A 13630-nucleotide genomic window follows, 5' to 3' on the forward strand; every position below is an offset into this window, starting at 1 on the left:
CTTTAATGATTACCATTGATGTTTTTTTCTTTCTTCTTATGAACAGAGTAAAAACTCATAGAAAAAAAGGCTGCGCTGGATGCTAAAAATCCAGGAAAAGCGGGATGAATATGAAAACGAGCTTCCACGTTCATTCCCATTGCCAGTCCCATAACCATAAATCCTGATAAAAAAGATGCAACCGCCCCTTTATAGCTGGCTTTTTTCCAGAAAAGGCCTCCATAGAGAGGAAGAAAAAAACTTACGGTAAAAAATCCCCAGATGTAACCACCATATACTAATAAACTTTCCGGTGGTTTTAAGGAAAGAAGTAAGGAAATAGTTCCGGCAAAAAAGACAAAGGCTCTGTTAATCAATAGTAGTTTTTCTTCCGTTACTTGTGGGCAAAATATGTTTTTATAGATATCATAACTAAACCCACTGGCTGCCACTAAAAGTTGGGAGTTCGCTGTCGAAATAGCGGCGGCCACAATGCTAATCAGTAATAACCCGCTAAACCGAGAGTAAATAACATTATTGATCACAAAGGGCAACACTTCGTCAACAGACTGAATCCCAATAATTTCTGGCTGTAATACCCTACTACCAATTCCAATAATTAAAATGCCTATATACATGGCCGCCAGTAACAGTACCGAAAAAGAAATCATCCGAAGCGCCGTCCCTGTACTCTTAGCCGAATGGATCCGAAGGGCATATTGAGGGTTTGCGGCCAACCCCATCCCCCACCCAAATAAAGAGGTCACCGTTAACAAGGGCGGAGCCGCTGATTTAGAAAAAGGATCTAGCAAGCCGCCCGGTTCAGTCGCTTCCGGTAGCCCCGGAAAAGCCTTCGTGTCAATCAAGGCTGCCTGATGGTGCATTTCAGTAATGCCACCTGTTTCTTTCAGGATTAGGATGGCGGCTAAAAAAATGCCCGTCACAATTAATGTGATATTCAAACTGTCTGTTCTTGCTACTGAAAACAAGCCTCCAAAACTAGTATACATCACAAACAAATACACCAGTAAAATAGAAAAGGTATAATTGATGTCTAAAAATTCCGAGATAACAATACCGAAGCCTCTTATCTGAATAATAATGTATAGAATATAAATTATGACAATCATTACCCCTCCAGCGGCCTGCATATTCTTGCTACCGTACCTTATGTAAAAGTATTCCGGAACTGTCATCAAATCATATTCCCGCAGTCGAGTTGCTAACAGCACCAGCATGACAGCGCCTAAAAACCAAGGAATAACGGCATAAAGCACTGTATTATAACCGTAAGCAAAAATAGACCCAGAAACGCCTTGCATAGAAGCTGCACTAAACCAGGTGGCCGAAAAAGTGGCCATACTCATTAAAAGGCCCAGGCTATTGTTTGCTAAAAAGAAATCTCTCAGATTATTGGTTCTTTTAAATCCGCCTTTCCCTATAAATAGAAGGATCATTGTATATCCCGTAAAATAGATTAAATAAACAATTGACTTATTCATCCTTCCAGACCCCTTTCTTTTTCAAATAGTAGGTCAGAAGTGTCGGAGCAAAGGCAGACAATAAAAATAGCCCTCCCACAATCACAGTGGTGGCAGGGGGTAATCCTAGAATGAGAAAAGAGTTGCCAGTCATAGTATCAGACCCTTTCATCAAGTAGTAAGAAAAAGCCTCTCTCTCATTTTACTGAATATTTCTCTTTATGGCAATGAAAGGAACTGTTGAACGATTATGCCAAGGCGAGGATGATCGCCATTGATCCCCCGCTCTGGCCATCTCTCAATTAATCGATTCTGTCTCCAATTTTAGATGCAAAGGTATCATATCGACTCCGAGCTTGTTCCTGCCCTTTGATTCGACTTTCTCTGATTTCACTATAACAATCCTGTGCTAATTGAACTATTTCCGGGTCTAATTCTTCTGCTTTTGCCATTTCTCCCAGAATAAGCAAGGCTTTGTCTTTTGTCATCCCTTTGCGATAGGGACGATTTTCTGTCAATGCGGTTAAAATATCCGCTACGGCCATGATCCGGCTTCCTACTGGAAGTTCCTTTCCTGTAAGCTTGAAGGGGTATCCTGTTCCGTTGATTTTTTCATGGTGAAAAGAGACATAGTCTTTGATTCGCTCCATTCCTTCAAGGTCTTTTAATAGAATATAGCCATAATAAGTATGGCCTTTCATCACATTGTACTCTTCTGCTGTCAGGTCACCGGGCTTGTCAAGAATTTCACTCGGAACCGTCAATTTCCCAATATCATGCAGGTATCCTGCTATTTCTATGTCTGTGCAATCATTTTCTGAAAGCTCCAGGCAAGAGGCAATGGTAGTAGCCACAGAAGAAACGCCTTCACTGTGAACAGCCGTAAATCGGCTCCTAAAATCGATCACTCGTGCAAAAAGTTTCGAAATAGAAAGCAGCCTTCCCTCTTCCACCTTAATATCTTCTGGTTCCGGAGGAGAGTAGCAATGTTTTTCTTTTAAGACAGAGTGTAAATCTAACCAGAAATACTCTTTGTCCGCTAATTTCTCTAAGGCCTCCACAAGCTCGGGGTGAAATTTGCTCCCTTTAAGGCTTTTAATTTTATCAACAATAGGTTTCGCCTGATTTAATGCAGTAGAATCCAGTATCGACGACGTAGTAATCCGATCGGCCATGTGAATAATATGGCTTTCCAATGGCACTTCGTCCCCTAAATTCCTTTTGCCTCTTCCATAATCCCAGGAAACATGATGATGACGAATGATTTTGGCTTCTTTTTTGAATTCAGGATAATCTTTAAGTAATAACCACCCAATTTCTCCATGAAGATGAGGGTTGATCAATTCAAAAGAGAGGAGTTTAAGCCTTTCTTTCATGCTAAGGCCTCCGATATCGTGCAAAACTGATGCGGCATATAATTCATTCATTCGCTTTGGTGTTAACCCTATCTGTTTTCCTATATGCCAGGAAATATAAGCTACTTGTTGCTGATGGCCATTCAGCGCAGGACTTACCATGTCGGATGCCCGCGATAACCGGTTTGTCAATTGTGTCAATGAAATCATCTTGTCATGCTCCTTTTAGGATAAAATGAACCCCTACCGTTTCAAAGAGTTACTCCGTTGATCCAACAAATCCTCCATAATAATCAGTAACAAAGGTTTGGTCTGATATTGGCGGACGTACATAAGCCATATCATCTTGTCGGGGTGGTAATTCAATTGGTTCCGGAGTCAAGTCCCGGTATGGAATTTGACCTAATAAATGCCGAATGGTATTAAGCCTTGCATGCCGTTTAATATCCGCGTCCACCACATACCAGGGAGCTTGCTTAATGTCGGTATGCGCAAACATTTCATCTTTTGCTTTCGAGTATTCCATCCATCTTTTTCTGGACTCCAGATCCATTGGACTTAGTTTCCATCTTTTGGTCGGGTCTTCGATCCGTGACTGAAACCGCCTTTCCTGCTCTTCATCAGAAACAGAAAACCAGTATTTAATTAGAATAATGCCGGAGCGGACAAGCATTCGTTCAAACTCCGGGCAAGACCTAAGAAATTCCCGATGTTCTTCATCGGAGCAAAATCCCATCACTTTCTCAACTCCTGCCCGATTGTACCAGCTACGGTCAAAGAGAACTATTTCTCCTGCCGCCGGCAATCGATTAACATATCGTTGAAAATACCATTGTGTTTTTTCACGTTCTGTTGGTGTCCCCAAAGCTTCTACCCGACAGATCCGTGGATTTAAGCTTTCTGTAATGCGTTTGATCACGCCTCCTTTACCAGCCGCATCTCTTCCTTCAAAAATAACCACTACTTTTAATCCTTCATGTTTAATCCATTCCTGCAGTTTTACCAATTCTTCCTGTAAACGAATCAACTCTTTTTCGTAGGGTTTTCTTTTCAGTTTTTTTTGTTTTACTCCATTGATTTTTACAATCTCATGCTCTTTTTTTTCCTTCTTTTCCTTTTCCTTTTTCTTTTGATTTTTTGATTCACTCATTTCTTTGCCTCCTTTTCTTATACTTTAAACCGCTGTACCATTTCATAGAGTTGGATAGACAGATTTTGTAAATGATCACTAGCATTTGATACTTCTGCTATCGATGCGGTTTGTTCTTCTACAGAAGCAGAAACTTCTTCGGTAGATGCTGAGTTTTCCTGCGCAATAGCTGCTAAACTTTGTAGCGTGTCCATTATGTCTGTTTTCATGGATTCCATTTCTTTCATTGAGTTATCCAGGTGACTCCGGTTTTGTTGATTGGCTTCGGTTGCCACATCTATTCTCTCGTAGACTGCTTTTGATTTTTTAACAGCTTCCTGAAGTTTTGCTAAATCTTCAAAGCCTTTTTCTATTCTTTCAACAGCACTTCTCGAGTTTTGATTTAATTCATTAACTACCTCATCAATCTGACGAGTAGATCTGCTAGACTGCTCGGCTAATTCCCTTATTTCTTCCGCCACAACAGCAAAACCTTTCCCAGCCTCTCCTGCCCGTGCAGCTTCTATTGCTGCATTTAAGGCTAAGAGATTCGTCTGTTCTGCAATAGCTGTAATAACATGACTAGCTTGACTTATTTTTTCAGCACTTTCATCCGTTTGCTGGATACCTTGATGAACCTCTTGCATTGCTTGATCTGTGGTTTCGTAGCTTTCAGAAATATTCCTTATTTCTTGAATGCCTTCTTGAATACTTAAAAACACTTCTCTTGACGAATTTTTAAGTGCTTCCATTAACTTAGTATTTCCCTCAATCTGCTCTCCTAATAAGGCCGCTTTAGCAGAACCTTCTTCCGTTCTTTCCGCCTGATCAGTAGCTCCAGAAGCTATGTCTTCCACCGCTTTTGCCACTTCTTCAGATGCTCTGGTATTTTGATCAGAAGTTTCTGTGAGAGATCTAGAAGATTTTGAAACTGCTTCCGAAGCTTTTTTTACATTTCCTATTATTTCTCTTACCGTTTCAACCATATGATTAAAGGAATCAGCCAGTTGACCAATTTCATCTCGGGAATGTTTTTTACACGCAACGGTAAAATCTCCGGTTTCTACTTTCTGAATACTCTCTCGCAAGTCTTGTAGTGGTCTTAGGATCGACTTTCTTAATAATAAAAACATCGCTAATGCTAGCAAAATAGCCACAGAAGCGGAAATGATATATGATACCCGGTATATTTGCTGATAATATCCCAGTATGGTACTTCTATCGGTAACCACTTTTATATATCCGCCTACGTTTCCCTGATAATCGTAATAAGGAATCATTAAAATACTTTCTTTTTCACTTTCTGACCGTAGGCTAACCGTTTCACCAGCTTCTAGGTTGTCTCTATAGGACAACTCCGGTTGCCACTCATCAGAACTCGCCGTAGAAGCCAGGAAACTTTCCTCCTGACCCTCAACCCAAGAAACGGAATCATCTGTTAAGGAGTAGATAAAGTAGTCTCCCCCGTAATCTTCTTTCAAGTCTTGCAAAAATCTTGTTCCAAAGTCGCTGCCATATTCTACCGATCCGGTATGGCGTCCCTGATAAAACATTGGCACCACTACCCGGAATCCATAACCGCCCCTCCCTTCTTCCAGTCCTTCAACAATTTCTTTTTTTTCATTAGCTTCGTTGACTGTAAATCGAAAATCTCGCAAACTATCGCCATAGTTTTCCGGCATATGAAGTCTTAGAAAAGAATCTGAGTTTGGAAGATGAAATTGTATCTGAGCTACTTCGTCCTTTAGTATTTCATACACTGGCATTAGCTCTTCTGATAGCTGCTCACGATCTCTCTCAGCAAAAAGCGCTTGAATCCTCGTGTTATTGGCAATAGTTAATACTGACATTCTCGCACTATCCAGTTGAGCATCCATTTGAGCATAAACAGCACTTTCTAATAGCTGATTATAGTCTGATTCCACAGAGTCAATCATTTCACCTACACGATGATTGATTGCTATGGTCAATGCCAACATCGCAACAACAATGCTAATTCCAATTCCACTAATAAACTTTGTTCGTAGCTTCATAATCCCCTTCCTCCTGTCTTTTCTATTCATTTATATGATTTCCTATTCCCATTAAAAATTGAACCTTCTTGAAAATGATTCTTTTCCAGTAAAATCCATTTTATCCACAACCACCACGATGTAAATTTATCAAATCTCTAAGGACCGATGCCGCTGCCGCCGTCAGGCCGGAGGCGCCGCCTAAAATCCCTATGTCTCCTAAAGTATCCGTTGTATAGTGAACCCCTTTATTTTTACCATCTACCTGAAATAAAAAATCTTCTGGATAGAGGGTTTCCGGTTGAACCGTCATAAGAATTTTCTCTTTCTCTAACCGGGTTCTTCCCACCAGTTTTATTTTGCCACCTTCCCCGGTGGCTCTGCCTATCTCCGCCTGGTCAATTTCTGTAATCCCTCTTACCTTTATATCCGAAAGCTGTTTGTTTTGATTCATCAACACATTGGTCAGAATTAATAATTTCATCGCCGTATCCCAGCCTTCTACATCTAAAGATGGATCTGTCTCGGCAATTCCGTCCTTCTGTGCCTTTTGCAATGCTTCCCTATAGGTACATTCTCTGGTTTTCATTTCTTCCAGAATATAATTGGTAGTGCCGTTCAGTACGCCGGTAATAGAGGTGATTTCCGAACCAGCAAGATCTATCAACCCGCCGTTAATAGCTGGCAAGGCACCACCGGTAGTACATCCTATCCAAAATTGTCGTCTTTTCCGATTTGCCAAGGCTTTTAATGAGTGGTAAGCAATCATTACCGGCCCTTTATTGGCCGTGATCACATGAATCTCATTTTCCAGGGCTTTTGTGATATGTCCTATCCCTGGTTCACCGGTTTTTTTATTGGTAGGTGTAAGCTCTATCAGCACTTCCATACTTTTTTCCTCTAAAATATCATCGATGGATAAACCAGCCGATCCTCCTTTTGGAAAATCTTTCAAAGGCTCTTTTTTTTCGTTGTGTTGCATTAGTCGTTTTAGATCAATACCTTCAAGATCATAAATACCGCCGGTACTGTCCAAATGAGCACAGATTACAGGAGTTAGTCCTTCTTTAGCCAGTGTTTCTTTTTTTTCATGAATCAACCGGATAAGGGCTTTTCCAACACCGCCATTTCCAATAATTCCTATTTTCACCTTGTTTTCCTCCTTCGAAGTCGTCTTTCTTACGGATAGATGCTTTTCCTATTGAAATCTTCATTTCTTTTGAATACAATAGTGATGTATTCAAAAGGAGGTTGTTCTTATTAAATCTATCATCGCTTCTATGGGTTATCTGGATATTTTTCTGTTTCTGATTTCATTTCTGATGGTTTATTGGCTAATTCGGGAGCTGACTCGCCAGCGTTGGGCCGGAGTTTTGCTCAAAAAACCAGCCACCCAAAACAAAAATATGTCTTTTTATTTATGGATCCTGCTCTTGTTTTTTTGGGTCTTTTATGCCGGTGAGTTTTTAAGAGCCCTTCAGGAGGCTGTGCTCCGCTATGACGCTATCCCTGAAGGTGAACTTTCGGACCTTATTACCAGGGGAATCACCAGTGCTTTCTGGATTCTTTTCAGTTGGGTTAATACGTTGCGTGCCAAACACCAGCCAGCCCTTCACGAAAAAGGTTTTTTTGTATCAGAAGGTTTTGTTCCTTGGAAAAACCTTCGATGGACCCAATGGAATGATGCAGGGCATTTGGAGCTCATCTATTCCCCTACCCTTCCAACACCTTTTGCAAAGGAAATACGACGGGTATGGAAAATCAGGTTAGAGGAAATCGAAGAGGTGCAGCAGCTCTTAGAACATCTTGCCCCTACGAGTGTGGGGCAAGTATTGGTGGATGAAAAAGGAAAACCGAAAAATCAGAAAACTAACAAGAGAAAAAAGTGACGCACTATTTATGCGTCCACTTTTTTATTATGTGGGATAATTGCTTAAAATCGATGGGTTTTGCCATGTAATCATCCATTCCTACCGCCAAGCATTCTTCTTTATCCTTATTCATGGCATGGGCACTAATGCCAATAATCGGTGTATGCTCATCGGTACGGGATTCAAAGGAACGAATCACCGAGGTAACTTCCAACCCACTAATGGAAGGAAGTTGTACATCCATTAAAATAAGGTCATATTGGTTTTCTCCATATGCTTCTATGGCTTTTAATCCATCTGCTACTACCTCTAAGTCAAATCCCATCTCTTGAGTTAGTTTTTTTAACAGCAGCTGACTTATCTTATCATCTTCAACGGCAAGAATCTTGCTCGGCTTTCTTTCTGTCGCCAGCAACTCCTCCTCGGATGATTCCGAAAGACAGTTTTCGGATGTTTCCACTCTCAAGGGAAGATCAAAATAGAAAAGACTTCCTTTATGCGGACTACTCTCCACATGAACCGTCCCTCCCATTTGTTCTAAGAGTTTATGCACAATGGTCAGACCTAAGCCGGAACCTTGATAGGTTTTTTTATTCGAATCATCTAATTGCGTAAAGGTATTAAACAATTGGTGCATTTCTTCCTGATGAATACCAATGCCGGTGTCTTTGATCATAAACCGGAAAATACTGATTGGTGTTTGATATTCTTTTAATGAAACTTCTACAACAATCTGTCCTTTCTTTGTAAACTTAAAGGCATTTCCTATTAAATGATATAAAACTCTCCGAAGTTTTCCAGCATCGCCCCACACTAAAGGGGAAGTGTCCACATGACACTTAAGAAGGAATTGTATCTTTCGTTTTTCTCCCATTTTCTGAAAAGGTTCAACGGATTTTTGAAGGGTTTTACAAAGATCAAATCGCTCTTCTTTCAGAACAACAGCACTTTGCTCCAGTTTCGAAATATCCAAAAGATCCGCTACTGTATTCATCATCCGGTCAGATGATTCCTTTAGCATTTCTACCAATTCCTGTTGTTCTGCCGACAATTCTGTGGTCTCCAACAACATGGCCGCTCCATAGATCCCATTCATGGGAGTGCGCATTTCGTGACTGATATTAGAAAGAAACCGGCTTTTGGCTTCGTTAGCCTGATCAGCCTCTTCTTTTGCCCTTCGGAGTATTTCTTCCTGCTCTTTTCGATGGCGAATGTCTGTATAAATAATTTGGTGTCCTATTATTTTTTCATCTAAATAGTAGGGTTGGGATCGGATCATAACGGGTACTAGGCATCCGTCTTTTCTGGTTCTCTGTGTTTCAACTTCCAGATCCAGAGTCACTCTTGCACGGCGATTAAGTTCCTGAGCCGCCTCACGTTGATTTTGGTTAGCAATCAGCTCATCAACATGTTTTCCTAACGCTTCCTCAGCTGCATAGTGAAATATTTCTGTAAACCGTTTGTTTATCCTTAAGATAATCCCCTCACAATCAATTAATACCAAGGCATCCGGTGATGTCCGAAACAATCCGTCCATGATTGCTTTTTGATGCTTTAGTTCCTGGCTGGCTTGAATCCGTTCTGTAATATCATTAAAGAGGACAGCAAAGTAACCGGTTTTTGGGCAATAAGCGTCGACTTCATAATAACGATTTAATGCTTTTGAAAACTGGATAAAATGTTCAGATTTTCCGGATAATGCTACGTTCCCATACCTTTCTATCCATTCCTTCTCCGTTTCTGGCAGTACTTCTAAAACGGTTTTTCCGATCAATTCTTCTTTCTTTAGACCTGTATGCCGCTCGAAAGCATTATTTACTTCTAAAAATAAGTAGTCACGAGGATTTCCTTCTTCATCGGTGATGATTTGATGATAGGCCATCGCCTGTTTCATTGTATTATATAGTAATTGATACTTTTCTTCACTTTTATGGATTTTATCAATCATCTGTCGCTGTTGGGTAATGTCTTCGTGTATCCCTACCATACCAAGAGGCTTCCCGTTTTCATCCCGTTCCACAAATCTTCCACGGGCTCTGATCCAACGATAGGAGCCTTTCTTTGTCCTCATGCGGAATACCACATGAAATTCCGGCAGCTCTCCGTTAAAATGTCTCTCTCTGGCTTCCAGTTCCCTTTTTCGATCTTCTGGATGAATGGCTTCCTTAAAAAAATCCAAGGAGCTTTCCGCTTCATCTAAAGGGTATCCTAACAACTTTACCCAGGTATCCACGGCTGATATCTTATTAGTACAGTAGTCCGTAGACCAAAGAACAGTGCCTGAATGATGTAAAGCCTGTTTAAGAATTTTCAGTTCTTGCTGACATTTTTTCAATGCCCGGATGTTTATCTTTTGACCAGGTCTTATGATTCGCTTATTGTTTTTATTAATCATTCAGCACCTCCACCCTCTTATTTCTTCACTTCGTCATAAGATATACCCTAAAAACTTGTTTTTATAGCACAAAAAACAGGCCCTGTTCTTCCAGAGCCTGTTTTTACGAGTGCTTTATTTTATTTTTCTGTTGCTACATGATCAGCAGCCACTTCTGTATTCATCATTCCTGCTCTTAACATTGTAATCGCTGTATAAATAATGATACCAATTACTAACCAGGTTAATACATTAATCGGTAATCCAGTTACCAGATAAGCTGCAATAAACACAGCTGGGATACCACCAAGGGTTAAACCAAGCGCCGCTTTAGCATCAAAAGCGCCATTTTTAAGGAACTTAGAGCTTCCTACTGGCATTAAGTAAGCGCAAGATCCCATCATGATTGGGAAAGCAACGATAGGGCTCATTCCTAAAGCATATACCAATGCCATACAAGGTGCATACAGGCCAATCCCTAAGGTCATTAAAGCGCCCAAAAAGAAGTTAACGACTACACCAATAACCAGCGGTAATCCTGTAAGACCAACAGCTTCTCCACCTCCTGGCATAATCCCTACCTGACCAGCAAACATAAAGGCAGCTGTTACAAATAATGCAAAACCCATTCCTAACTGAACTTTTTTCTCTGGCAATCCAGAAACAATATCAGCACCAAAGAAAGCACCACCAGCCGCTGCTAGCAACATTAACACCAAGGTTAATGGCTCTACTTCTACACGTTGAATAAAGATAAAAGACATTACTACTACAGGCAGGGTATGACCTACGTTTAGTGAACCTGGAATAACACGGTCCGGAGCAAGGTTTGCGCCTTTTAACCATGCGGTTGTTGGTGCAAAAGATCCGATTCCTAAGGTGTCAAAAAAGTTGGTCACAAATCCTACGGCAATTCGATGGAATCCTGGGCTACCTGACGGGCTATCTTTGTAAACTTTAATCCAGTTGAACACAAACCATAGGGTCATAACCCCAAGAACTCCTAATACAGCATTAGCTAACATATAATTCCCTCCTTAAATTCTTTTCTTTATTATTTTATTTATTATATCATGGAGAAAGCAGGTTTCTCCTTTTTTTATTCTGTTATCCTTATTTTTTTCTTACAGAGAAAAACCGTGCTTCAGTGGATCGTCCGGATCGATGACAAAATGGTTAAATCCTGTGATATAAGCGCTTCCTGTAATTTCCGGAATAACCGCTTTAAAGTCACCCACTTCAGTAGTTTCCATAATTCTTCCTTTGAACATAGTACCTGTAATGCTTTCGTATACAAACTTTTCATCAATGCCCAGCTGTCCTTTTGCATGTAAGGTAGCTAGTTTTGCACTGGTACCAGTACCGCAAGGTGATCTGTCCAGCTGACCCTGTCCAAAGACAACTACATTTTTGTAATCCGCTTCTTCATTGCTAGCCTCATCGTAGATTTCCACTAAGTCCACTGTCTTAATATGCTTTTGCTCTGGATGTTGCATTTCAACTGTATTGTTTACAATATCACGAATTTTAAGTCCTAGCTTTAAGAGTACATCTGCTTGTTCCATCTCTACTTTAACGCCTAATTCTTTAGCGTTAATGATGGCAAAGAAACTACCGCCGAAGGAAATATCCATTTTTACATCGCCTATCTCAGGCACTTGAATCACCACGTCTTCTTTATAAAGGAAGGATGGAACATTTACAATGGATACTTCTTTTGCTTTTCCGTCTTCTACTTTTACTTTTGCTTTGATTAATCCAGCAGGAGACTCCATCACTAAGTTTGTGTAGGGTTCTTCTACTTCAACCATTCCAGCTTCTACAGCTACGGTAGCCGCACCGATAGAACCATGGCCGCACATATTTAAGTATCCGCCGCCATCCATGAAAATAATACCGAAATCGGCTTCTTCTACGGTTGATGCCGTAATAATAGAACCAAACATATCGTTATGGCCTCTTGGTTCATGCATTAAAGAAGTTCTCATATAGTCCAGATTGTTTTCAAGATGGCTTTTTTTGTCTGCCATAGTCGTTCCTGGAATTTGAGGAATTCCTCCAACCACAATTCGAGTTGGTTCTCCCATGGTGTGTGAATCAATGGTGTGAATGCCTTTTGTAAATTTCATTGTTTTACCCCCTCATTTTTAGTTTCAGGAAAGCCAGTGCTTTTCTGGCATCAAGCCGATTCATATTGTTTTCGCCTACATTTTCTGTTTCGATGCCTGCTTCTGATTTATTAATATCCACAATCGCATCCATATACTGGTTTTTCACTACAAAATTTGCTTGTGTTCCGATAAAGCTAAGGCCCGTAACCGGTATCCCTCGCTTTCCAATTTCTTCAATGGTATTCGCATAATCTACATGACTGTTTCCCCAGCCATCGACAGATACAATAACGCCATCCACCCGCATGGCTTCCAGCCATGCAGCCGTTCTTTTTCCTACAAAATATTTTTCATCATTGCTTTGTGGGGTGCCAACAATAATGACGCCCGTTAGATCAATATCTTGATCCGTTTCCAGAACATCTAGCAGTGGATCTCGAAAATGATGCAATGTTGTTTCCTTAGTTGATGGTCCGACTCCCATAAATAATCACCTACCCTATGTCATCGCCCGTAGAGCACCATCTCTGTATTCGTTAGGCGACAGAATAATGGGAACGTTTGCCATATCAATAATCGATCGGCCACCTTCCATTCCGGATGGTTCTTTGGACAATAACTGATTATCGTACATAGCGCCCTGACCGGCCACTTGTTTTACAATGGCTACTTTTTTCCCACTGGGATTGTTTCGGTCATAAAACTCATGTTTTTCTGTATAGGAACGGCTATCTGCTTTTTTCAACAGATTTCGTATTTCCTGTATAAAATCATCGCAGCATCGATGAGCCTGAAGAATGGCGGCTCGATTAGTGCCTTGTTTTTCTTTTAATGTCACATTAAAAGAAATAATATAATCTCCTTCCGATGGTGTGCCAGCCTTATTCAGCACTAGCTTTTCTTTAAGCGTTCCTTCGGAAGAACCAAATTCAGCTACTTGTTGACCCGCTTCGTCAACCCCTGTCAGCATGACATACACTCCGGTTAATGTATGGGTGGTTCCTTCTCCAAGATTACCCAATACTTTTGTTGAAATCGGAATGATATCCATGATGCTGTTTGTCCATCGGTCATGTTTTTTGGGTTCAATAATTTCCAGTTGAATATCCTTGATCTGTTCATAATTTGACATTTTTTTATCAAAATTAGGCATAGTAATCGAAAGTTTTTGGTTCTCTATCTTTGTCTGACCTCCCATTGTCACCTGATTAATATGGAAGGTTTTAATGACTAATCTTCTGTACTGTTTCTCTTTGACTGACATAAAATCACCCTATACTTTTAAGTTCTTCCGGCCGGAAAAATCCGGCCGGACTTT

At 40.6% G+C, this 13630-nt stretch carries 9 protein-coding genes and 1 pseudogene; 1 reads left to right on the plus strand and 9 read right to left on the minus strand.

All coding sequences use genetic code 11. The features are described from left to right. Positions 1-2: 2 nt before the first annotated feature. From BLV55_RS04965 to BLV55_RS04985, 5 genes are all read right to left on the minus strand, one after another. Positions 3-1481, minus strand: coding sequence for a sodium:solute symporter family protein (locus BLV55_RS04965; RefSeq protein ID WP_093311852.1), 1479 nt, complete (start codon positions 1479-1481; stop codon positions 3-5). Between the two features lie 281 nt (positions 1482-1762). After that, positions 1763-3025 carry an HD-GYP domain-containing protein gene (locus BLV55_RS04970; RefSeq protein ID WP_093311853.1) on the minus strand — a complete coding sequence of 421 codons (1263 nt, stop codon included), beginning with the start codon at positions 3023-3025 and terminating at the stop codon, positions 1763-1765. Between the two features lie 49 nt (positions 3026-3074). Then, positions 3075-3965 (minus strand): polyphosphate kinase 2, encoded by an 891-nt coding sequence (gene ppk2, locus BLV55_RS04975; RefSeq protein WP_093311855.1) that lies wholly within the window; start codon positions 3963-3965, stop codon positions 3075-3077. A 17-nt stretch (positions 3966-3982) separates the two neighbouring features. Then, entirely contained in the window at positions 3983-5977 is a 1995-nt protein-coding gene (locus BLV55_RS04980; protein WP_176968267.1) for a methyl-accepting chemotaxis protein, read from the minus strand. 100 nt (positions 5978-6077) lie between these two features. Beyond that, a complete protein-coding gene (locus tag BLV55_RS04985; RefSeq protein WP_093311861.1) occupies positions 6078-7106 on the minus strand; it encodes a homoserine dehydrogenase in 1029 nt (342 codons plus the stop codon). Positions 7107-7443: 337 nt separating this feature from the next. Between BLV55_RS04985 and BLV55_RS04990 the strand changes: the two genes are divergently transcribed. Next, the gene (locus BLV55_RS04990; protein ID WP_176968268.1) at positions 7444-7845 is read left to right on the plus strand and encodes a hypothetical protein; all 402 of its coding nucleotides are present in this window, start codon (positions 7444-7446) and stop codon (positions 7843-7845) included. Between the two features lie 4 nt (positions 7846-7849). On the opposite strand, the gene BLV55_RS04995 is transcribed toward BLV55_RS04990, so the two are convergent. The 4 genes and pseudogenes from BLV55_RS04995 to prdD all read right to left on the minus strand — a co-directional run bounded on the left by BLV55_RS04995 (position 7850) and on the right by prdD (position 13576). After that, positions 7850-10222, minus strand: coding sequence for a PAS domain S-box protein (locus BLV55_RS04995; protein WP_093311864.1), 2373 nt, complete (start codon positions 10220-10222; stop codon positions 7850-7852). A gap of 119 nt (positions 10223-10341) precedes the next feature. Then, positions 10342-11226: a sulfite exporter TauE/SafE family protein gene (locus BLV55_RS05000; RefSeq protein WP_093311865.1), complete on the minus strand. Its 885-nt coding sequence runs from the start codon at positions 11224-11226 to the stop codon at positions 10342-10344. 99 nt (positions 11227-11325) lie between these two features. Next, positions 11326-12330, minus strand: a complete 1005-nt coding sequence (locus BLV55_RS05005) for a proline racemase (RefSeq protein ID WP_093311868.1) — start codon at positions 12328-12330, stop codon at positions 11326-11328. Positions 12331-12334: 4 nt separating this feature from the next. Continuing rightward, positions 12335-13576 (minus strand): annotated as a pseudogene (gene prdD / locus BLV55_RS14990) (proline reductase cluster protein PrdD). Positions 13577-13630: the final 54 nt, after the last annotated feature.

Origin of the sequence: Tindallia californiensis (assembly GCF_900107405.1) — a bacterium.
Lineage (GTDB): Bacteria > Bacillota > Clostridia > Peptostreptococcales > Tindalliaceae > Tindallia > Tindallia californiensis.